Here is a 20,487-nt window from a genome sequence, read left to right on the forward strand (position 1 = left end):
TCCGAGACGGACGAGTCGGCCGGACGGTCGCGTCGGAGCTCTGCTCCGACGAGGAAGGTCCGGGCTCCACCGGGCAGGGTGGTCGGTAACGCCGACCCGGGGCGACCCGCGGGAAAGTGCCACAGAAAGCAGACCGCCTCCGGCATGCCGGAGGTAAGGGTGAAACGGTGGTGTAAGAGACCACCAGCGCCCCAGGTGACTGGGGCGGCTCGGCAAACCCCACCCGGAGCAAGGTCAAGAAGGGCCCGCCCCGGCGGGCCCGCGCAGGCGTTCGAGGGCGGCCCGCCCGAGGCCTGCGGGTAGACCGCTCGAGGCCGCCGGCAACGGCGGCCCTAGATGGATGACCGTCGCTCCGCGAAAGCGGAGGCACAGAACCCGGCCTACAGGCCGACTCGTCCGTCATCCACGCCCCTGACCAGGGGCGCAGCACGTCAGGCGCCCTGCTCAGGGCACATCGGCACGTGATCTCGCGAGGGCTATGCGGGAGGCAGCAGTAGCCCCACGGGCGGATCCGTGGCGATGTCCTTACCGAGGCCGCCCCGGCGGCCGGAGAACGTCGCGTCGGTGAAGTCGACGGTGCCGCCGGAGAACTTCGCGCCGGTGAAGACGACGGTGGTGCCGGAGAACTCCGCGTCGGCGAACTGGAGGGTGCCGCCGGACAATGTCGCGTCGGTGAAGTCGAGAGTGCCGCCGGAGAACGTCGCGTCGTTGAAGTGGGCGGTGGTGCCGGAGAACTCCGCGCCGATGAAGTCGATGATGCCGCCGGAGAGCGCCGCGCCGGTGAAGTGGACGGTGCCGCTGGAGAACTCCGCGCCGGTGAAGTCGAGGGCGCCGCCGGAGCATGTCGCGCCGGTGAAGTCGATGGAGGCGCCGGAGAACACCGCGGTGATGAAGTAGTGGGTGGCGCCGGAGAACACCGCGTCGCCGAAATGGACGGTGCCGCCGGAGAACACCGCTGCGACGAAGTGGACGGGGCCGCCGGAGAACGTCGCGCCGGTGAAGTCGATGGAGGCGCCGGAGAACCTGGCGCCGGTGAAGTCGACGGTGGCGCCCGAGAACACGGCGCCGGCGAAGTCGACGGTGCCGCCGGAGAACACGGCGTCGCGGAAGTCGACGGTGCCGCCGGAGAACTCCGCGCCGCTGAAGTCGCCTCCGTCGAAGCGGACACCGGTGAAGTTGAAGTCATGGCCTCGCCAGGAGACCCGAGCGTTGTCGCGCAGGTGCGCGGTGATGATCGAGATGACGGTGTGGTGTACCTCCTGGCTGCCGCCGAACGCCAGCTGTTCGGCGGCCGGGGGGCCGACCTCCGGGTGAGGTTCGTAGGGCATCCGCAGGTAGGCGCACAGCTCGTCGATGCAGGTCTGTCGGCCGTCCTGCCAATCGTCGGCCAGACCGGCCAGCGCGTACACCCCGGCCAGCCGCACCGCGGTCTCGGCGTGTCCGAGCCGCCTTGTCGCCGTGGCGAACCGTTTGTTGAACACCCGCACCCGGTCATCCTCTCCGCGCTGCTGTCCGGTATCTTCCCGTCTTCGGTGAGACACCGCTCGCGGAAGTCCATCACCAACGAACCACCTGGGGCGCAGTGAACCGTGCCCGGCCTGATGCGGGCTCACTGAAGGCGCACTGAGGAAGGTCTCGCCTCGTCGGGCTCGGTGGCGGGTTCGCCGAAGCGGGCGAGGGCGAGTGTGCCGCCGACGGCGATGACGAATCCCAGCACGGCGCTCCAGGCGTACCCATGACGGGTGCCGTCGCCGAGAAGGAGGACCCCGACCAGCGCGGGCACGACGGTCTCGGCGACGACCATCGCGGCGGTGGTCGTGGTCACCGAGCCGTGTTGCAGCGCGGTGGCGAAGAACAGGAACGCCACCAGCCCGCCGCCCGCCACGACGTACGTCGCCGGGTCGCGCAGGAGATCGAGCGGAGACAGGCTCACCAGCACGCGTGCGCCGATGGCCACCAGGCCGAAGCCCAGTCCGGCGATCAGGCCGAGCACCGCGGACCTGACCGCCCCGCGCAGCCGCCCCGCCGCGACCCCGACCAAGGCGATCACGGCGACACATCCGAGCAGTGCCATCCGGAACGTCAGGCTCACCGCCGTCGGGTTCTCGTGCCCGGCGGCCAGCCCCAGCAGAGCCAGGCCGGCGCACACCACCGCCACGGCGGCCCACTCTCGCACCGCCAGCCGGAAGTGCAGGACCCGGGCCGCGACCACCGCGGTCACCGCCAGGTTCCCGGCGACCATCGCCTGCACCACGAACAGCGGCAACGACCGCAACGCGGCCAGTTCGGCGGCGAAGCCCAAGAGGTCCAGGCCCATACCGAGGACGAACGGAAGCCGACGTACCAGGCGGACCAGTAGGCGGGGGTCGACGCCCGTGCTCGCCGGCGCGGTGCGCGCCGCCAACGCCTGCAACACACTCGCCGTGCCGAAACACACGGCCGCGGAGATCGCCCCGAGAAGACTCCAGATCACCCCCTGAGCCTACGTACGGTCCGAGCTTGTCCGCTCCCGAGGACGACGGATCCGGGTGAGGTTCAGCAGGGTGATCAATCCGATGGGTGTAGTCGGAGCCAGAGTTCGGCGCGTTCGGCATGGAGTTCGCGTCCGAGTTGTTCGTATGCTTCGCGCATCAATTGTACGGTCGCGCGGTCGTACGACATCAGAGATTTGAGCACGCATAGCGCCGAGGCGGGATACCCGTCGGTGAGAAATCGCCGGGCCCGCGGCAGGTACTCATCGACGTCCCACGGGCGGTCGACCCGCACGGTGCCGGGCGCGAATGCCGAAGCCTGTGCGAGTACGCCGATGCCGTCATCGGTCGATTCATACCGCCATCCTGGGGGAACCTGCGGACGGATCGCCTGCTTTGAGCGGGCCCCCGGCGAGATCCGCGCTGAGCCGATATCCGGGCGCAGGTCGAGGGCGTGGCATACCGCTGCCCAGCGGGCGTCCTCGGCGGGCGAGGCCAGTCCCTGCTCGCGCCCCCACGTCGTCCAATTCGCCATTGCCCCGACGAGAAGGTTCTCCAACGCCTCTCTCGTGTTATCGCCGAGCCAGAATGCCTGGTCATCGCCCGGGGCGAACGATACGCACACGTGGTCCTCGGCATCCAGTTCTGGAGCGAGCACCGCCCACCCGTAATGCAACCCGTCGCCACCGTTCCAGCAGAACGGAAGGATTTCAAGCGGTTGAAAGCTGTAACACAGTTCCCCGCACAGGATCCGTGGATCGTCGCTACCGGGTGGCTCGCCGAGAAGGCTCGAACTGATGTCCCCGCAGAAAAGGTCTCCGCCCCTGTCCATCCACGAAGCGTAGCTCCACACATCCGGGTCTTCGGGGTCCAATCCGTCCATGAGAAACGCGGCGAGCGCTACAAATGTGGTCGGCAATCGGAGTGACCGATGCAAGGGGTGGTGCATAATACACTCCAGGTAGAAGGCCATCTTGTTGACGGCGTGGCTGACCAGTGGGTTCTGAGAGATCGTAGTCCTGATTCATGTCAGAAACGGATGCCCTGGATACGGTTCTGCGGGACGCGCGGGACATCGCCGCCATTCCCGCGCCGCTGAAGGCCCGCCTCCTCGAAACGGTCCGGGCATCCGGCGACCAACAGGGACGCGCATCGCGGTGGCTGAACCCGGACCGGTCGAATTAGCGGGTGACGGCGATGGCGGTGACGATGAGGCCGTCGTGGGCGAGCCAGCGGCCGGTGAAACCGGTCAGCGGGCGGCCGTCGACCTCCGGCGGTGTGACGGTCAGCGCGGCGGCGAACGTGCCGGCCTCGGGGTCCACCGTGACGCTCGCGCCCTCGAAGCCCAGCCAGCGGCGGGTCAGCGGGAACCACGCCTTGTAGACCGACTCTTTCGCGCTGAACAGCAGGCGGTCCCACCGTACGTCGGGTTCCGCGGCGAGCAGGTCGGCCAGCCAGGCGCGCTCTTCGGGGCGGGAGACGGCTTCCAGTACGCCGTCCGGCAGCGGGCCGTTGGGTTCGGCGTCGATGCCGATCGTCAGGAGGTCCCGGGCACGGGCGACGGCGGACGCCCGGTAACCGTCGCAGTGGGTCATGCTGCCCACGATTCCGGCCGGCCAGATCGGGGCGCGGCTTTCCCCCGGGAGGATGGGTGCCGGGGCGACGTCGAGTCGCGCGAGGGCCGCCCGCGCGCAGGCCCGTACGGTCGTGAACTCCCTGCGGCGCTTGTCGACGGCGCGGGCGAGCAGTGCCTCTTCTTCGGGGAACAGGGTCGTCGCGGGCGCGTCGCCGTACGTCTCCTCGGCCGCCGCTTCCGGCGGCAGCAACTCCTCGATCACGAGGTCGCCGGAAGGATCTGCCGTAGCGCCGGCTTCACCGGGCGCTTCTGCCACTCGCGCGGGTAGCCGACCGAGACCTCTTCGAACCGTACGCCGTCGTAGTGGGTGGTCCGCGGGATGTGCAGGTGACCGTAGACGGCCACGGCGGCGCGGAAGCGTACGTGCCAGTCGGCGGTGTGCACGGTGCCGCACCACTGGGCGAACACCGGGAACCGCAGGACGCGGGTGGGCTCCCGTACCAGCGGATAGTGGTTCACCAGCACGGTCGGCAGTTCCGGGTCGAGTTCCGCGAGCCGTCGTTCGGTCGCCGTCAGCCGGGCCCGGCACCAGGACTCGCGGTTCGGGTACGGGTCCGGATGCAGGAAGATCTCGTCGGTACAGACGATGCCCTCCGCGTACGCCTGCGCGAGCGCGGCCTCCTGGGTGGCGGCGCCCTCGGGGCGGAACGTGTAGTCGTACAGCAGGAAGAGCGGTGCGATCACGGCCGGGCCGCCGGGGCCCTCCCAGACCGGGTACGGATCCTCCGGCGTGAGGACGTCCATGCCGCGGCAGAGCTCGACCAGCCGCCGGTAGCGGTCCTCGCCGCGCAGCCCGGTCGTGTCGCCGCGCGGGGTCCACAGCTCGTGGTTGCCGGGCGTCCACACGACGGTCGCGAAGCGCCGGCGCAGCGTGTCGAGCGCCCATTCGATGTCGTCGAGGTTCTCACCGACGTCGCCGGCGACGAGCAGCCAGTCGTCACCGGAGTACGGGTGTAGCTCCTCCACCAGTTTCCGGTTCTCCGGGTACGCGACGTGGAGGTCGCTGATGGCGAGAAGACGCGGACCGTTCTCCGGCGTGGTGATCACATTGGTGATGCTACGTGCGGCCTCTCAAGGGAATCTTGCGTTGACCGATACGGGTCACGGGCCGCGCCTGCCGGGAGTACGCCGGTCCCCGTCGGCGCGGGGACCGGGCGTGCCGCGATGGGGGATCAGGTGAAGTTGACGTCGCTGCAGAAGAAGAACGCCTGGTCCATGTGCGAGGCCTGCCAGATCGTGAAGACGACGTGGCGGCCCGTACGGCCCGGGGCGCTGAGGTTGTCGACGATGTAGTCGCCGCCCGGCGCGTACTTGGCCGTCTTGCGCACCAGCTCGAGGTCGCTCCAGCGCAGGGGCTGGGTGAGGGCGTTGTACCCCTGGCGGGTGACGTAGACGAGGATGTAGTCCGCGCCGTGGTGGGCCTGGTCCAGCAGGTGGATCGAGAAGGTGCTGTGGACGTCGGTCGTCTTCCACGCGCCGGGGACGTCCAGGGAACGGTACCGGCCGCTCTCGGTCAGGCCGCCGCTGCAGAGCTGCCCGTCCGGGAGCCCGGCCTGGAAGTTACCGGCCAGGCCGTTCTTGTAGAGGCCGTTCCAGTTCCACATGGCGTTCGGGTTGTCCTGCCACGCCTGCCAGCACATGGGGTCTTCCTGCTGCATCTTGGGGTCCTGGAAGTCGCTTCCCCAGCGGAGCCAGCAGCCGTAGTTGCGGGAGGCCGGGTCGACGACCGAGCCGTGGGCGAAGGCCGCGTCGGCCCAGGGGGCCAGGAAGAGTACGGCTGCGGACAGCAGCGTCAGGACGCGGAGCGCCCGGCGGGTACCTCGGTGGTGCATGCGCGTTCTCCGTCTCGGGGGGACAGATCGAACGGTGGGAGCGCACCTGATCACCGATGTTAACCTGACAAGTGGAGTTGCCGAACTTTACGCCTGAAACTTTCACGATGCCGGAGGGCGTCGCACATGGTTGAGCCGCGGAGGCGGGGCATGGTCACCGCCACCGCGGCCCGGTCCGTGCGCGTGGGCCCGATCCGTCGGATCGTTCACGCGGGTTTGTCATACGCACCGCCGGACTTCGCGCAGATCTCGCGTGCCTCGTCCGGGTAGCGCTGGATCAGCCGGTGCAACTCGGCGAGTTCGGCGTCGCGGCGGAGGTGTCCGACGACGGTCATCTCGTCGAGGATTCGCCGGAACTCTGTCAGTTCCTGGTCGTAGCTCATGTGTCCGTCCGGTAGGGGAGTGAGCGGTCTTCAGCGGTTCCCGATGACACGACTGATCTCCCGGGCCGCTAATGCCTTGTCCACCGCCGGACAGATCGGCTGACCCCAGGAGTAGAAGAACCAGTACGCGTCGCCGTCGACGATGTGGTGCTCGCAGCGGATCGTCTCCGACATGACGGGCGCGTGCCGGTTGGTGGCCCGGAGATAGGGGGACGCGCCGTTGGGATGGTCGAGAGTGGTCTCGAAACCGGCTTGGTCGAGAGCGCCGCGGAGCTCACGGAGGTGCCGGAAGATTAACGCGGTGACGGTCTCCTCGCCCATGTCCGTCTCCTCATCGCGGGGGGATCTTGGCCGCCTGCCGTGACGGTAAAATCGCCGGGCCGCTGTGCGCGAGGAGTGTGCCCAAGTGTGGCACGCGGACTTCAGTCGAGGGCGTCGATCGCGGCGGAGATCAGTGCCCGAGCCTCCGTGCCGAAGACCGCCATCTCGGTCAGCTCGCTGAACGCCTTGGTGTAGAGCTCCACCTCGCCGGGGGTGGTGACCGTCACCGCCGCCGACAGGAGCTCCACCGACACCCGCTCGGAGTCGAAGATGTTGAAGGCCTCCAGGGTCCAGATCCGGCGGCCGCCGTGCTCGAAGGGGATCACGCCGAGCGACACCGACGGCAGCGCCATGGTGTCCAGCAGGTGGTGGAGCTGCCCGGCCATCGTGTCGGGGCCACCGACCTGGTAGCGGAGCACCGCCTCCTCGACGAGCACGGCGAACCGATGGTCGCCGTCGCGTACGACGTGGGAGCGGGCCATCCGGGCGGTCACCGCCTCCTCCACGTCGTTGGGCGTGCCATGGAAGGTCGTGATGGCCGACAGCAGCGCGCCGGCGTAGGCGGGGGTCTGGAAAAGGCCGGGCACGACCTGCGAGCAGTAGACCCGGAAGTTGCGGGTCCGCTCGTACAGCGGCACGCGCGACTCCTGGAGCCGGCGCAGGCCGGTGCGCTGGAGGCGGCGCCACTCGACGTAGGCGCCCTCGACGGCACGCAGCGAGGCCACGAGGTCGGTGGCCTCGTCGTCGGCCTTGCAGACGGTGCACCAGCGGCGGATGTCGTCGGCGGACGGCGGCCGGGAGGCGTGCTCGATCTTGGAGACCTTGGTGCGGTTCCACTCGGCGGCGGCGGCGAGCGCCTTGGCGGTCAGGCCCGCGTCGACCCTGAGCTCTCGCAGCCGGTCGGCGATGGCCTGACGGGCCGCCTGGACGGACGACGACGGTGAGGTCGTGGGCAGGGCCGTTCTCCGCGGTGGTCGGGGCCGCTCAGACAGGGCGATAGTCATCGTGATCGACCCCCCGCTCCCAGGCCGCCTCGAAGGCGGAGGTGCATAGCTTCACCACGTCAGGATCCTCCCAGACGTCGTGGCCGACGAATTCCCCGTCACCGGCGAAGTAACCGAATCGGACGATCCGGCCATCGAAGACCCAGAAGTCATTGCCCGGCAGGGCCAGATCCGACGCCCGCCGACGAGACAGCCACCGTACCTGCTCGCCGGCCGCGACGTTCAGCCCTTCTGTTACGTCGTACTCGAAACGGATGAAGTCCGCCAGTGGTTCCGACACGATACGGACTCGCCGGATCTGGACACCACGGGCGGCCGTCGCGCGGACCAGGCCGAACCACTCTGGGTAGCGCTTCGCCCCGTCGATCCGCACTCCCGCCTTCCAGTCGAGGAAGACGGGGTCGGAGGGCGTGTAGCCGTCCCGCATCTCCAGGTGGACGGCCGACTCGTCGCACTCGGCCAGCAGGTCACTGAACGATGGGACCTCCGGCGACATCGCACGCCTCCTTTAGGATCGGTGCCATTCGCGCCGGTAGCCGCAGCACCGTCTCGTGGTCGGGTATCGGGCCGGTCGCCAGGCATTCCCTCCGAGTATCCGGGTCGGCGGTCCAGCCTTGGATGACGATCTCGCTGGTCGCTTCGTCGACCCAGACGGTGGGGCAGTTATCCCCGTTAGTGAATGGATCGATCCCGACGAATCTTAGGGACATGGCTGTCCTCCTGAGTCCGATGCTGTGTACGGAGCGTACATGGGAGGTCCACGCAGAGTGATGAACCGGTCAAGAGATTGCCACGCAATCGGATTGGAGTCCAACCGATCCCCGGCGGGATCCTTATATCCCGGGGAAGACCTGTCTCCCGGCACCGGCCGCCGGGAGGCGATGGCGACCCCCCGCATGCGAAAGGCCGTGGGCCCCGTGGTTCTCACGAACCACGGGGCCCACGGCCTCTTCGCTGTGCGGCGTCAGCCCTTGTTGTTGCCGCCGTAGGATCCCCAGCCGTCGGGGTGCTGCTCGTCGTTCTTCCGGTCGCCGTACGAGGTGCCGTACGGGCTTCTCGGGTAGGCCTGCGTCGCGTTCGGGTCGTCGGACGGCTGCCCGGCCCCGGGGGTCGAGGACGCCGGGTCGTAGCCCTGCCCCGGCGTGGAGGATCCGGACCCGTAGTAGCCCGAGCCGTCGCCGTAGGACGAGCCGGGCGTCTGGTAGCCGCCCGTGCTCGAGTAGCCGCCGGAGGAGGTGCTGTCCCGGCCGGCCCCGTAGGAGCCGTACGACTCCGACGACGACGAACCGGTGTACCCGCCGCCGAGCGGGTCGTCCTGGCGCCCGGCGCCCGAGCCGTACGAGGAGGAGTCGCCGCCGTACGACGGGGATCCGGTGGAGCCGTAGCCACTGTCGGTCGAGCCGGTCGAGCCGGTCGAACCGTAGCCGCCGTCGGACGAACCGGTGGAGCCGGTCGAGCCGTAGCCGCCCTCGGAGGAGCCGGTGGAGCCGTAGCCGCTGTCGTAGGACCCGGTGCTGTAGCCGCCGGTCGCGTTGTAGCCGCCCGACAGGGGGTCCGACCCGTAGGAGCCCGTCGAGGAGGAGCTGTAGGAGTCTCCGGAGGACCCGCTGTAGGACTCCGACGACGAACCGCTCGTGCTGTAGGAGCCCGTCGACCAGCCCCCGCTCGTGGAGGAGGAGCCGTACGAGCGCTCCCCGGTGTCCAGCGGGTCGGTGAGCGGGTCGAAGCCGGCGGACGGCGCGGGGGTCGAGCCCGTCGATGCCGCGCCGGTGCCTCCGGAGCGCTCGCGCTGAATCTTGGCGAGCAGATCGTCGACGGACGGGACGGCCGGGCCGTCGTCGCTCCCGCTCGCGCCGGCGGCGGAAGCCATCGGCGACGGGGAGGTCAGGGGAGAGGACGCCGGCGGCGCGGGAGGCGGAGTGGGCGCCGCAGGGGACGAGGAGCCGAAGGTCGACCGCTCGCCGGTGTTCAGCGGGTCGTCGCCGTATCCGCTCCCCGGGTCCGTGCCGTACGAGCGGTCACCGCCGTAGGCGTGCTCGGTGGAGTAGGACGGCTCGCTCGGGAAGGACGCCTCGCTGGAGTACGAGGGCTCACTCGAGTACGAGGGCTCGCTCGAGTAGGGGGACGGCTCGTTGGAGTAGGGCGACGGCTCGCTGGAGTAGGGCGACGGCTCGCTGGAGTACGCAGGCGTGCCGAAGCCGCCGCTCTGGTCGGCGGAGCCGTACGCCGGGATGGCGCCGCCGGGATCGGTCTGTCCCGCCCGCGAGGGAACGTCGAGCGCCGACGGGACGTCGAGCGGGCTGAGCGGCGTCGCCGGCGTGTCGAGCATCGTGGGCGCGTCGTCGAGGGCCGGGACGACCGGCTGCGGCCGGGTCTCCGGCGCCGGCGAGTCGATCGGCGGGTCCTGCGGCGGCGGGCCCGCCAGCGGCATGCCCTGGGGCGGCCCGCTCACGAGCGGCTGCGGCTGCGGCACCTGCCCGGCGAGGGGATCCTGACCGCGCGCCTCGGAGGGCTGCCCGGCGTCCTGCCGCCACGGGAACTTCGGCTTGTCGAAGGTGATGGTCGACCAGTACTCGTCGTCGTCCATCTCATCGCTCGACCGCGGAGGCGCCTCGGGGACCGGGGTCGGGGACGGCGGCGGCAGCTGGGCCGGGCCGGCACCGGGGCCGGCGATGGGCGCGGCGGGCAGCTGGTGCTGCGGAGGCATGGGAGCGATGGGGGCGATGGGGGCGCCGGCCACGCGCATGTCGCTGCCGCCGTAGGCATCCTCCTCCGACTCGTCACCCTGACCGCGGCGGCCGCGGGATCTGCCGGCGCGACGGCCCCGGGGCTGCTCTTCGTCGGACATCCAGTCGTCCTCGTCGCCGGATCGGCTCGCCCTCATCCCCAGGGCGACCAGCACCCCGACGAGTATGACGACCGCGACCAGGCCGAGGACAACGATCAGACCCCACATAGCTACCACCCAACGCCGTGGTCTAGCGGTCGACGCCGACGCGGAGACCTTTTCCCATGATCACCGGCACCGGGGCCCCCAAGGAGCTAGACCGATTGTTGCCGACCGCTATGACCCTTGTCATACGGTTCGCGAACATCTAGTTTCACCCTACTTGCCCTGAGGCCCGCGAGCGCCGTCCGTTCGCCTCCGTGGCCCCTGGTGCGGGACGCGCACCTGACGCGTCCGGCACGCCCGTCTCTCAGGACATCACATCACCGCTCCCCGGAATGTCGCGTACATCCGGCCGCGCGCGATCGTCCGGGCGGCGATCGCCGAGAGGGCCTCGCTCAGGCTCGCGCCGTTCTTCAGCGGGACCTTCTCCTTCAGCGCATAAAGGGTAAAGCGGTATCGGTGCACCTCGCCCTTCGGCGGGCACGGCGGGGCGTACCCGCCCTTGTGCGTCGTGTTCATCGACTGCTCGGAGTGCGGCGGCGTGGTGTTCTCCAGGAGTTCGTTCGCCGTGGCGTCGATGTTGAACAGCACCCAGTGGACATACGCGCCGCTGGGGGAGTCGGGGTCATCGATGATCAGCGCGAGGGATCCGACGCCGCTCTGCGCGACCGACCACCGCAGCGGCGGCGTCTTGGCCTTGCCGCCGTACTGCGGGCACGCGAAGCGGACGGGCATCGGCGCGCCGTCGCGGAAGGCCGGGCTGGTCACAGTGATCGATTCGGCCACGCTCCCCCGAATGATCTTGTTATGCCCGAAGAGGCCGCAGCCCGTCAGCGACAGCACTCCGACGGCGGCCAGACACACCGGCCGCCACAACCTGGTCATCATCGATACACAGCTCCCGGGGGACGATCGTACGCCGCGCCCGGCCGGCGTCCGCGCATTCGCCGCATCGGGGGCCGTGCGGACCCCTCGATGTGGCGCTCCTCACCCGCGGATCGGCGCCGGGCGTCCGGCTCACCCTAGACGTGTTCGGAGCCCCGAAGGGGAGGGTCGGTGGATGGCGGTCGGCCGCGTACGGAAGACATGAGCTGATTCACACCAGAACAGCCCGGTTAGTTTGGCGCCCCGTCAAGTTTCGCTGATCTTCACAAGGCGGTCGGCCGGTATGTCCGGTTCGATGCGATAGCTTGTGAAAGTCTTCACAAATCAACCGAGGAGAGAACCTCCGTGGCCACGAGCCCGAATCCGAGCCGGACCACTCCCCACATCCTCATCGTCGGCGGCGGTTACGTCGGCATGTACACCGCGCTGCGCCTGCAGCGCCGCCTGCGGTCGAACGAGGCGACGATCACGATCGTCGACCCGCAGTCGTTCATGACCTACCAGCCGTTCCTCCCCGAGGTGGCCGCCGGCCACCTGGCCGCGCGCCACGTCGTGGTGCCGCTGCGCCGCGTGCTGCCCAAGGCGCGCATCCTGAACGGGCGGGTCGTCTCCGTCGACCACGCCCGGCACGTCGCCACCGTGCGCCCGATCTCCGGGCCGGCCACCGAGATCTCCTACGACCTCATCGTGATGGCGCCGGGCTCGGTGTCCCGTACGCTGCCGATCCCCGGGCTCGCCGAGCACGGCATCGGGTTCAAGAACGTCGCCGAGGCCATCCACCTGCGCAACCACGTGCTCGCGCAGTTGGACATCGCCGCCTCCACCTCCGATGAGGAGGTCCGCCGCAGCGCGCTCACCTTCGTCTTCGTCGGCGGCGGCTTCGCCGGCGTGGAGGCGCTGGCCGAGCTCGAGGACATGGCGCGCGGCGCCCTGACGTACTACCCGGACCTCGGCCCCGAGGACATGCGCTGGGTCCTCGTCGAGGCCAGCGGCCGGATCCTGCCCGAGGTCGGGGACAGGATGGGCCGCTACACCGTCGACGAACTGCGTCGGCGGGGGATCGACGTACGGCTGAACACGCGGCTGACCTCCGCCGTCGACCGCCGCGTCGTGCTCGACGACGGCGCCGAGTTCGACGCGGGCACGCTCGTGTGGACCGCGGGGGTCAAGCCCAACCCGCTCAACCGCTCCACCGACCTGCCCCTGGACCGGCAGGGCCGCGTCGTCGCGACCGAGTACCTCACCGTCGAGGGCGCCGACGACGCCTTCGTGGCCGGCGACTGCGGCGCCGTCCCGGACCTCACCCGGCCCGGGGAGTTCTGCGCGCCCAACGCCCAGCACGCCGTACGCCAGGCCAGGCGGCTCGCGGACAACATCGTGGCCACGCTCCGGGGCAAGGAGCGCAAGCCGTACCGGCACTCCTACGCCGGGTCGGTGGCCAGCCTGGGGCTCTACCGGGGCGTCGCCCACGTGTACGGTGTGCGGCTGCGCGGGTTCGCCGCCTGGTTCATGCACCGGACGTACCACCTGTCGCGGGTGCCGACCGTCAACCGCAAGGTACGGGTGGTGGCCGACTGGACGCTCGCGCTGTTCTTCCGGCGCGAGACCGTCTCCCTCGGCGGCATCGAGCAGCCGCGCGCGGAGTTCCGGCTGGCCAGCGGGCAGGATCGCGCCGCCTGACCTTCGCTCCACCGTCGACGGCGGGCCGGCCGAGAGGCCGGCCCGCCGTTTTTGTGGGAGACTCATCGAGATATATCGCGCTTCACGTAGATGCCTCCCCGGACGGACAAGGGAGAATCGACCCGTGCGGATCTCGTTGCTCGGCCCTCTCGAGGTGACCGATGACGCCGACCGGCCGGTGGAGGTCGGTGGTGCCCGCCTGCGCACGCTGCTGATCCTGCTCGCGCTCGACGCCCCCCGCGTCGTGACGACCGATCGTCTGGTCGGCGGCGTGTGGGGCGGCGATCCCCCGGCCGGCGCCCCGAACGCGCTGCAGTCCCTGATCTCCCGGCTGCGCCGCGCGCTGCCCGACGCCGTGATCGAGTCCCACCCCTCCGGCTACCGGCTCGTCCTCGACGACGAGGCGGTCGACCTGCGGCGCTTCGACCGGCTCGTCGCCCACGGACGTCGTCTCCTCGCCGACGACCCGGCGCGCGCGGCGGACTCCCTCGCCGAGGCCCTCGGCCTGTGGCGCGGGACGGCGCTGGCCGACGTCGCCGACGCCGACTTCGCCCAAGGACAGGTGTCCCGCCTCACCGAGCAGCGTCTCGGCGCCATCGAGGACCACTCCGAGACGCTGCTGCTCCTCGGCCGCGCCGACACCGCCGAGCTGGAGGTGCTGGTCGCCGCGCACCCTCTCCGCGAACGCCTGCGCGCGCAGTACATGCGAGCGCTGTCCGCCGCCGGCCGCCAGGCCGACGCGCTGGCCACGTTCGAGGACGCCCGCCGCACGCTCGCCGAGGAGCTCGGCGTGGATCCGTCACCCGAGCTGCAGGCGGTCCACCTCGCCATCCTCCGGGGCGAGCAGACCCCCGCCCGGTCGCGGGGCCGCAGCAACCTGCCGGCCCGGCTCACGAGCTTCATCGGCCGTGAGGAGGAGATCGAACGCGTCGGGAAGCTGCTGGCGGAGAACCGCCTCGTCACCCTCACCGGCCCCGGCGGCGCCGGGAAGACTCGGCTGTCGATCGAGGCGGCCGCGCGCCTGACCGACCGCATGCCCGGCGGCGTCCGGCTGATCGAGCTCGCCCCCGTCGGTGACCCGGGCGAGGTGCCGCAGGCGCTGCTGAGCACGCTGGGCCTGCGTGAGGCCGCGCTGACCGTCGGCGTACGCGGCGCGCCGCCCACCAGCGTCGAACCCGTCGAGCGGCTCGTCGCCGCGCTCGCCGACGAGCGACTGCTGATCGTGCTGGACAACTGCGAGCACCTGATCGACTCCTGCGCCCGCCTCGTGGACCGGGTGCTCGCCGACTGCCCCGGCGTTCGCGTCCTGGCGACCAGCCGTGAGGCCCTCGGCATCACCGGCGAGAGCCTCTGGCCGGTGCCGCCGCTCGCCTTCCCCCCGGAGGACCCGTCCGACGCCTACGGGCCCGGGTGCGTCACCTCGCTCGGGGAGGCGTTCGACTATCCCGCCGTCCGCCTGTTCGTCGAGCGGGGCACGGCGGTCCGTCCCGGCTTCACGGCCGAGACGGACCTGCCCGCGGTGCTCGCCATCTGCCGCCGTCTCGACGGCATGCCGCTCGCCATCGAGTTGGCCGCCGCCCGGCTCCGTACGATGACCGCCACCCAGGTCGCGGACCGTCTCGACGACCGGTTCCGCCTGCTCACGGGCGGCAGCCGTACGGCGCTGCCGCGCCACCAGACCCTGCGGGCCGTCGTCGACTGGAGCTGGGATCTGCTCGACGACGGCGAGCGGACGCTGCTGCGGCGCATCTCGGTCTTCGCGGGCGGCGCGACCCTCGACAGCGTCGAGGAGGTGTGCGGCGGCGGCGTGCTCGACGTGCTCGACGCGCTCACCGGGCTGGTCGAGAAGTCGCTCGTCAGCGTCGACCGGACGGGCCGGTACCGCGTCCTCGAGACGATCCGGGCGTACGGCGCCGAGCGGCTCGGCGAGTCCGGCGAGGCCACGAGAGTGCGGCGCGCGCACGCCCGCCACTTCCTCCAGTTGGCCGAGACCGCCGAGCCGTTGCTGCGCACCCGGGAGCAGTTGCGATGGCTCGAACACCTCACCGCCGAGTACGACAACCTGCATTCCGCCCTGCGCTGGGCCATCGAGGTCCAGGACACCGCACTCGCCGTCCGCTACGTCGCCGCCCTCGGCTGGTTCTGGTTCCTGCGCGGACAGCGCGTCGAGGGCCATCAGCTGGCCCGGGACGCGCTCGCGCTGCCCGGGAAGGCTTCCGCCCACGCCTTCGCCCTGGCCACCCTCTTCTGGGTGATCGGGTCGGTCGACGACGATCCCCTGCTGCGGGAAAAGGAGGACCTCGGGCGGCGGATCTCGGCCGCCCTGGCGGGCTGCGCGGGCCTTCCCCCCGAGGACATGCATCCCATCGTCCGCATCGCTCCGCTGGGTCTCCTGATGGTCGACGGGCGGACCGACGAGGCGCTCGCGGGCCTGGACCGCCTCGGTGACGTACGTGACCCGTGGCTCCGGGCGGCCTTCGACATGTTCCGCGGGCACATACTGATCAACCTCGGCCGGGTGGAGGGGATCGACCAGCACTTCACCGGCGCGATCGACGCGTTCCGGGCGCTCGGGGAGCGCTGGGGGGCATCCCTGACCCTGACGGGGCTCGCCGAGATCGCGCTGTGGCGGGGCGACCCGATGTCGGCCAAGGCCCACATCGAAGAGGCCCTCCGCTGCTCGCTGGAGCTCGGCAGCCCCGACGACTCCAGCCACCTGCGCCTGCGCCTGGCCGACGCGTACCGGGCGCTCGGCGACGAGACCGCCGCCCAGGCGGAACTGGAGGCCGCCCGGCGCGGAGCCGAACGCCGCGGGGACCATCGGGACATCGCGATGGTCCGGTACACGACTGCCGAGGCGGCCCGGCGCCGCGGCGACCTGGCCGGAGCGCGGGCTCTGCTGGAGGACGCCTCCATGCTCGCGTGGAGCGGCGGTCCGCCGCAGTTCGTCTCGATGATCAACACCCAGCTGGGCCTCATCCACGGGCTGGAGGGCGACCTCGACACGGCGCTCGAGCGACACGTCGAGGCGTTCCGGACCGCGTGGTTCGCCGGCGACGCGCCGGTCGCCGGACAGGCCATCGTCGGCCTGGCCGACCACGCCGGCCGCGGCGGCGACCACGAGCGGGCTGCGACGCTCCTCGGCGCCGCCATCGGCGTACGCGGCGTGGAGGACCGGTCCCTGGCCGACCCGCCCCGGATCGCGGAGGCGGCGCGAGAGGCCCTCGGTGACGAACGCTTCGACACGGCGTACGCGCGCGGCCGCGCGATGGGGCTCGAGGACGCCGCCGCCTACCTGGCGATCGAGCCGATCACCACCGGCGGACTCACCCGAGGAGCAGCGCCCCCGCCCGCTTGACGGTGCGGATGATCGGCGCGGTCTCCATCGATTGGATCTCGTCGAGGGCGGCGACCCGCTCGGTGAGGTAACGCGCCAGATCCCCGGCGTCGCGGCAGTTGACCGCCGCCAGGAGGTTGGTCGGGCCGGTCGTGAGCGCGGCGAACGAGACCTCCGGATGCAGCGCCAGCGCCTCGGCGGTCTCGACGGCCTTGGCCGGCCGGACGCTCATCCACAGCCGCGCCTCGGCGGGGAAGCCGACCACCGCGGGCGGGACGTCGAGCTGATAGAGGAGGACCCCGGCGCGGCGCAGTGCGGTCATCCGCCGCTTCACCGTGGTCTCCGACCAGCCGGTCACCGAGGTCAGCTCCGCGTACGACGCCCTGCCGTCACGGGCCAGCGCGGCCAGCAGTGCCCGGTCGCCGTCGTCGAGCGTGATCGGCCCGTCGGCGACATCCTCGGGCGGTGGCCGGAGCCGCTCGACCTGCTCCGGCGAGAGGCAGGCCACGCCTGCCCAGCCGGTCGGCAGCGCGAACCCGCGCAGCAGCAGATGGGCCGACACGGCGAGGACCCGGCTCGTACGCGGCAGCTTGTGCAGCAGCAGAGCGTCCTGCTCGTCGGCGCTGCGCGCCTGCACGTTGCAGGAGACCTCCGTGCCGCCCGACAGGAGGTACACCCACGAGGTGTCCTCCCGCGCGGCCAGCGCCTCGGCGACCCTGCCGGCCGCGTCCGGCGTGCAGCGCAGCCTGATCGTCCAGGGGACGTATCCGAGGCGGGTGCCGTTGACCATGCCCACCACCCGCAGCAGGCCGTCGCCGCGCATCCGCCGGTAGCGGCGCGCCACGGTGTTCTCCGACACGCCGAGCACCTCGGCGATGGTCCGGAACGGCGCCCGGCCATCCAGGTGCAGTGCGTGAATGAGACCTCGGTCGACGGAATCCACCGCGCCACGCTAACGGCCTGCCGGTATCCATCACGAGGCGGCGGCGTCCGCCCCTGCTCGGTGAGTCTTCGATCGGACGCGCGGACACGGGCGCGGGCCTCCGCCGGTGCGAGGCCCGCGCTCGGGTTCCGTCTCAGACACGGCGGCGCAGGGCACGCACCGCCAAGGGCGCGAACACCACGGCGATCCCCACGCCCCACACCACGGCCTTCAGCACGGGGGAGGCGACGGCGCCGCCGCTGATGAGACCGCGGGTCGCGTCGGCGAGATGGGTGACCGGATTGATCTTGACCCAGGCCTGCAGCCAGCCCGGCATCGTGTCGACCCGCGCGAACGCGGTGCTCGTGAAGCTGAGCGGGAACACCGTCGTGAAGCCGAAGATCATCACCTTGTCGGGCTCGCTGACCAGGACGCCGATCAGCACCGCGATCCAGGAGAAGGCCAGGGCGAACGCCAGCACCAGCAGGAACGCCAAGAGCAGGCCGCCGACGTTCGTCTTGACGCGGAAGCCGATGAGCATGCCCACGGCGAGCAGGATCGCCATGGACCACGCTTGCTTGACCGTGTCGGCGACGATCCGGCCGGCCAGCGGCGCCATCCGCCCGATCGGCAGGCTTCGCAGCCGGTCGAAGACGCCCTTCGTGATGTCGGTGTTCAGCAGGAAGCCGGTGTTCATGGTGGCGAACATGGCGTTCTGCGCGATGATGCCGGGCAGCGCGAACTGCAGGTACTTCACCGGATGACCACCGGTCATCTGGCCGCCGAAGACGTACGTGAACAGAAGCACGAACATGATCGGCTGGATGCTGAGATCGATCAGCTCCATCGGGTTGTGCTTGATCTGCACCAGGCTGCGCCAGGCGAGCGTCGCGGTGTGCCGCAGGGTCGCGGCGGGACTCACGCGCCGCGTCAGCGTACGGGGTGCAGTGAGGGTGGAGGCGGTCACGCCCGGCTCCCTTCGGTGACGAGTTCCGGGGTTTCATCGGTGCTCTCGGCGCGGTGGCCGGTCAGGACGAGGAAGACCTCGTCCAGCGTGGACTTGCGCAGGGAGAGCTCGGCCACGACCACGCCCGCGTCGTCGAGGCGGCGGACGATGGTCGGCAGCACGGACGGGTCGGTCACGGGCGCGGTGACCAGGTCGCCCTCGACCTGCATTCCTTCGCCCACCACGACGCTGACCAGCCCGGCGACCGTCTCGCGGTCCCGCTCGTCCACCGGCCGCACCTGGAGCACCTGCCCGCCGACCTGGTTCTTGAGCTGGTCGGGCGTCCCGTTGGCGATCACCTGGCCGTTGTCGATGACCACGATGTCGTCCGCGAGCTGGTCGGCCTCCTCCAGGTACTGGGTGGTCAGCAGGACGGTCACGCCGTCGTCGACCAGGCCGCGAACGGTGTTCCACATGCCGCCGCGCGCGTGCGGGTCCAGGCCCGTGGTTGGCTCGTCGAGGAACAGCACCGACGGCCGTCCGACCAGGCTGGCGGCCAGGTCGAGGCGGCGGCGCATGCCGCCGGAGTAGGTCTTGGTCGCGCGGTCGCGGGCGTCCCACAGCTCGAACCGTTCGAGCAGCTCCGCCGCCCGCGCCTTGGACTCGGCCCGGGACAGGCCCAGCAGACGGCCGATCATGACGAGGTTCTCCGTGCCGGTCAGCATCTCGTCGACCGAGGCGTACTGCCCGGTGAGGCCGATGAGCTGGCGGACCTGGTGGGCCTCCCGGACGACGTCGTGGCCGTCGATGAGCGCGCGGCCCTCGTCGGGCCGCAGCAGAGTGGCGAGGATGCGGACGGCGGTGGTCTTGCCCGCCCCGTTCGGGCCGAGCACGCCGAGTACGGTGCCGGCGCGAGCCGTGAGGTCCACACCGTTCAGGGCGACCGTCTCGCCGAACCGCTTCACCAGGCCCTCTGCCTGGATCGCGTAAGTCATGGAGTCTTCTCCCCGTGAGGTACGTGAAGTGATGACCTCACTGTCGCGAATCGCCCTGACATTCCACGCACATCAGCCTGAGATGCCCTGACAGCTCGCTGAGAGCCCCCGCCGCGGAGCCGTGGGTTCAGGCGCGCGGGCTCCACCCGAGCACCGGGCCGAGCCTCGTGGCCATGTCGGTGAGGATCTGGACGTAGTCCTCGTGCTCGAAGGCGAACGGCAGCGCGAAGGCGACCTCGTCGACCTCACGGAAGGCGGCGTGCGCGTACAGCCGTTCGGCGATCTCGGAGGAGGTGCCGACGAGGTCGGGCGCGAACATCATCCGAGCCGGCCCCTGCGGAGCCGCCGTACGCGGTGTCCGTTTCCGGGCGTACTCCTCGTACTTCGCGCGCTGCTCCAGCGAGGCGGTGTCGGTGGGGATGACGACGAGCCCCTGAGAGACGCGGGCACGGTCGCCGTCGGGGTGATGGGAGCGGAACGCCCGGATGTGGGAGAGCTGGATCTCGGCGAAGTCCTCGGACTCCTCGGCCTTCACCACGCTGCTGGTCAGGAGGTTCATGCCGTTCTCGCCGGCCCATCGCGCCGACCGCAGGCTTCCGCCGCCGTACCAAAGGCGGCCGGCCAGGCCGGGCGAATGCGGCTCGACCCGGTCGGAGAACACCTCGAAGCCCTCCGTACCGCTGAACCGGGTCACCGGTTCCCCGCGAACGAAGTCCAGCAGCCGCCGCACGCGGTCGTAACCGAAGTCTTCGACGTCGGCGGTGTCGGGATAGAGAGCCCCCTTGACCTGGTCGAAGTGCATGGGCGGCCCGACGCTGACGCCGGGGTTGAGCCGGCCGCCGGACAGGAGGTCCACCGTCGCCAGGTCTTCGGCCAGCCGCAGCGGGTTCTCCCAGCCCAGGGGAATGACGGCGGTGCCCAGTTCGATCCGGCTGGTGCGCTGCGAGGCCGCCGCGAGGACGGCGACCGGGGAGGAGATGCCGTACTGCAGATGGCGGTGGCGCACCCAGGCGCTGTCGAATCCGAGCCGTTCGCCCAGCTCGATGACGTTCAGCGTCGACTCGTGGCCCGGGCCGGGATCGGCTCCGTCGAACAACCCGATGGTCAGGAAACCGAGCTTTCGCAACGGTCGCGCGGTCGTCGCCAAAGCGCCCCTCCCGATTCGACGGAGATGCTCCGTTTCGG

Annotated in this window: 18 protein-coding genes and 1 other RNA gene; 3 read left to right on the forward strand and 16 right to left on the reverse strand. The window is 70.7% G+C overall.

The genetic code is table 11. The features are described from left to right. Positions 1-11 precede the first annotated feature (11 nt). Positions 12-399: RNase P RNA component class A (gene rnpB / locus AB0I04_RS44990), an RNA gene on the forward strand. A 77-nt stretch (positions 400-476) separates the two neighbouring features. Here rnpB and AB0I04_RS44995 read toward each other — a convergent pair. The 12 genes from AB0I04_RS44995 to AB0I04_RS45050 all read right to left on the reverse strand — a co-directional run bounded on the left by AB0I04_RS44995 (position 477) and on the right by AB0I04_RS45050 (position 11,425). Beyond that, positions 477-1,487, reverse strand: coding sequence for a pentapeptide repeat-containing protein (locus AB0I04_RS44995; RefSeq protein ID WP_360899341.1), 1,011 nt, complete (start codon positions 1,485-1,487; stop codon positions 477-479). Between the two features lie 122 nt (positions 1,488-1,609). Next, positions 1,610-2,473 (reverse strand): hypothetical protein, encoded by an 864-nt coding sequence (locus tag AB0I04_RS45000; protein ID WP_360899344.1) that lies wholly within the window; start codon positions 2,471-2,473, stop codon positions 1,610-1,612. A 74-nt stretch (positions 2,474-2,547) separates the two neighbouring features. Then, positions 2,548-3,303, reverse strand: a complete 756-nt coding sequence (locus AB0I04_RS45005; RefSeq protein ID WP_360899347.1) for a hypothetical protein — start codon at positions 3,301-3,303, stop codon at positions 2,548-2,550. 349 nt (positions 3,304-3,652) lie between these two features. Further along, complete coding sequence (locus tag AB0I04_RS45010) at positions 3,653-4,309, reverse strand: 4'-phosphopantetheinyl transferase superfamily protein (protein ID WP_360899350.1); 657 nt, start codon at positions 4,307-4,309, stop codon at positions 3,653-3,655. Then, positions 4,306-5,154 (reverse strand): metallophosphoesterase, encoded by an 849-nt coding sequence (locus AB0I04_RS45015; RefSeq protein ID WP_360899353.1) that lies wholly within the window; start codon positions 5,152-5,154, stop codon positions 4,306-4,308. Before AB0I04_RS45015 ends, AB0I04_RS45010 begins: the two co-directional genes overlap by 4 nt. Positions 5,155-5,279: 125 nt before the next feature. After that, positions 5,280-5,939, reverse strand: coding sequence for a lytic polysaccharide monooxygenase (locus AB0I04_RS45020; RefSeq protein WP_360899356.1), 660 nt, complete (start codon positions 5,937-5,939; stop codon positions 5,280-5,282). 206 nt (positions 5,940-6,145) lie between these two features. Next, positions 6,146-6,322 (reverse strand): hypothetical protein, encoded by a 177-nt coding sequence (locus AB0I04_RS45025; protein ID WP_360899359.1) that lies wholly within the window; start codon positions 6,320-6,322, stop codon positions 6,146-6,148. Positions 6,323-6,352: 30 nt separating this feature from the next. After that, entirely contained in the window at positions 6,353-6,643 is a 291-nt protein-coding gene (locus AB0I04_RS45030) for a hypothetical protein (RefSeq protein ID WP_360899362.1), read from the reverse strand. 101 nt (positions 6,644-6,744) lie between these two features. Beyond that, a complete protein-coding gene (locus tag AB0I04_RS45035) occupies positions 6,745-7,647 on the reverse strand; it encodes a DUF5753 domain-containing protein (protein WP_360899365.1) in 903 nt (300 codons plus the stop codon). Then, positions 7,628-8,143, reverse strand: coding sequence for a DUF6879 family protein (locus AB0I04_RS45040; protein WP_360899368.1), 516 nt, complete (start codon positions 8,141-8,143; stop codon positions 7,628-7,630). The genes AB0I04_RS45035 and AB0I04_RS45040 overlap by 20 nt, the downstream gene beginning before the upstream one ends. Positions 8,144-8,611: 468 nt before the next feature. After that, positions 8,612-10,603: a hypothetical protein gene (locus tag AB0I04_RS45045; protein WP_360899371.1), complete on the reverse strand. Its 1,992-nt coding sequence runs from the start codon at positions 10,601-10,603 to the stop codon at positions 8,612-8,614. Between the two features lie 249 nt (positions 10,604-10,852). Continuing rightward, positions 10,853-11,425 (reverse strand): YbhB/YbcL family Raf kinase inhibitor-like protein, encoded by a 573-nt coding sequence (locus AB0I04_RS45050; RefSeq protein WP_360899374.1) that lies wholly within the window; start codon positions 11,423-11,425, stop codon positions 10,853-10,855. 342 nt (positions 11,426-11,767) lie between these two features. Between AB0I04_RS45050 and AB0I04_RS45055 the strand changes: the two genes are divergently transcribed. Then, positions 11,768-13,102: an NAD(P)/FAD-dependent oxidoreductase gene (locus tag AB0I04_RS45055; protein ID WP_360899378.1), complete on the forward strand. Its 1,335-nt coding sequence runs from the start codon at positions 11,768-11,770 to the stop codon at positions 13,100-13,102. A 124-nt stretch (positions 13,103-13,226) separates the two neighbouring features. Then, positions 13,227-16,460 (forward strand): BTAD domain-containing putative transcriptional regulator, encoded by a 3,234-nt coding sequence (locus tag AB0I04_RS45060; RefSeq protein ID WP_360899381.1) that lies wholly within the window; start codon positions 13,227-13,229, stop codon positions 16,458-16,460. On the opposite strand, the gene AB0I04_RS45065 is transcribed toward AB0I04_RS45060, so the two are convergent. The 4 genes from AB0I04_RS45065 to AB0I04_RS45080 form a co-directional block, all read right to left on the reverse strand. Then, a complete protein-coding gene (locus tag AB0I04_RS45065; RefSeq protein WP_360899384.1) occupies positions 16,429-17,382 on the reverse strand; it encodes an Lrp/AsnC family transcriptional regulator in 954 nt (317 codons plus the stop codon). The two genes, AB0I04_RS45060 and AB0I04_RS45065, sit on opposite strands and share 32 nt — an antisense overlap. A 133-nt stretch (positions 17,383-17,515) precedes the next feature. Further along, entirely contained in the window at positions 17,516-18,328 is an 813-nt protein-coding gene (locus AB0I04_RS45070) for an ABC transporter permease (protein WP_360899387.1), read from the reverse strand. Then, positions 18,325-19,302: an ATP-binding cassette domain-containing protein gene (locus AB0I04_RS45075; protein WP_360899390.1), complete on the reverse strand. Its 978-nt coding sequence runs from the start codon at positions 19,300-19,302 to the stop codon at positions 18,325-18,327. The genes AB0I04_RS45070 and AB0I04_RS45075 overlap by 4 nt, the downstream gene beginning before the upstream one ends. Positions 19,303-19,429: 127 nt before the next feature. Beyond that, positions 19,430-20,428: an LLM class flavin-dependent oxidoreductase gene (locus AB0I04_RS45080; RefSeq protein WP_360899393.1), complete on the reverse strand. Its 999-nt coding sequence runs from the start codon at positions 20,426-20,428 to the stop codon at positions 19,430-19,432. Positions 20,429-20,487 lie beyond the last annotated feature (59 nt).

Source organism: Actinoallomurus sp. NPDC050550, from assembly GCF_040655075.1.
Classification (GTDB): domain Bacteria; phylum Actinomycetota; class Actinomycetes; order Streptosporangiales; family Streptosporangiaceae; genus Actinoallomurus.

What these genes read in the sequence shown, in the direction of transcription:
- AB0I04_RS45040 (WP_360899368.1), bottom strand. Translation starts at nt 8,143, where the DNA reads ATGTCGCCGGAGGTCCCATCGTTCAGTGACCTGCTGGCCGAGTGCGAC.
- AB0I04_RS45050 (WP_360899374.1), bottom strand. Translation starts at nt 11,425, where the DNA reads ATGATGACCAGGTTGTGGCGGCCGGTGTGTCTGGCCGCCGTCGGAGTG.
- AB0I04_RS45030 (WP_360899362.1), bottom strand. Translation starts at nt 6,643, where the DNA reads ATGGGCGAGGAGACCGTCACCGCGTTAATCTTCCGGCACCTCCGTGAG.
- AB0I04_RS45075 (WP_360899390.1), bottom strand. Translation starts at nt 19,302, where the DNA reads ATGACTTACGCGATCCAGGCAGAGGGCCTGGTGAAGCGGTTCGGCGAG.
- AB0I04_RS45045 (WP_360899371.1), bottom strand. Translation starts at nt 10,603, where the DNA reads ATGTGGGGTCTGATCGTTGTCCTCGGCCTGGTCGCGGTCGTCATACTC.
- AB0I04_RS45035 (WP_360899365.1), bottom strand. Translation starts at nt 7,647, where the DNA reads ATGACTATCGCCCTGTCTGAGCGGCCCCGACCACCGCGGAGAACGGCC.
- AB0I04_RS45005 (WP_360899347.1), bottom strand. Translation starts at nt 3,303, where the DNA reads ATGGACAGGGGCGGAGACCTTTTCTGCGGGGACATCAGTTCGAGCCTT.
- AB0I04_RS45020 (WP_360899356.1), bottom strand. Translation starts at nt 5,939, where the DNA reads ATGCACCACCGAGGTACCCGCCGGGCGCTCCGCGTCCTGACGCTGCTG.
- AB0I04_RS45025 (WP_360899359.1), bottom strand. Translation starts at nt 6,322, where the DNA reads ATGAGCTACGACCAGGAACTGACAGAGTTCCGGCGAATCCTCGACGAG.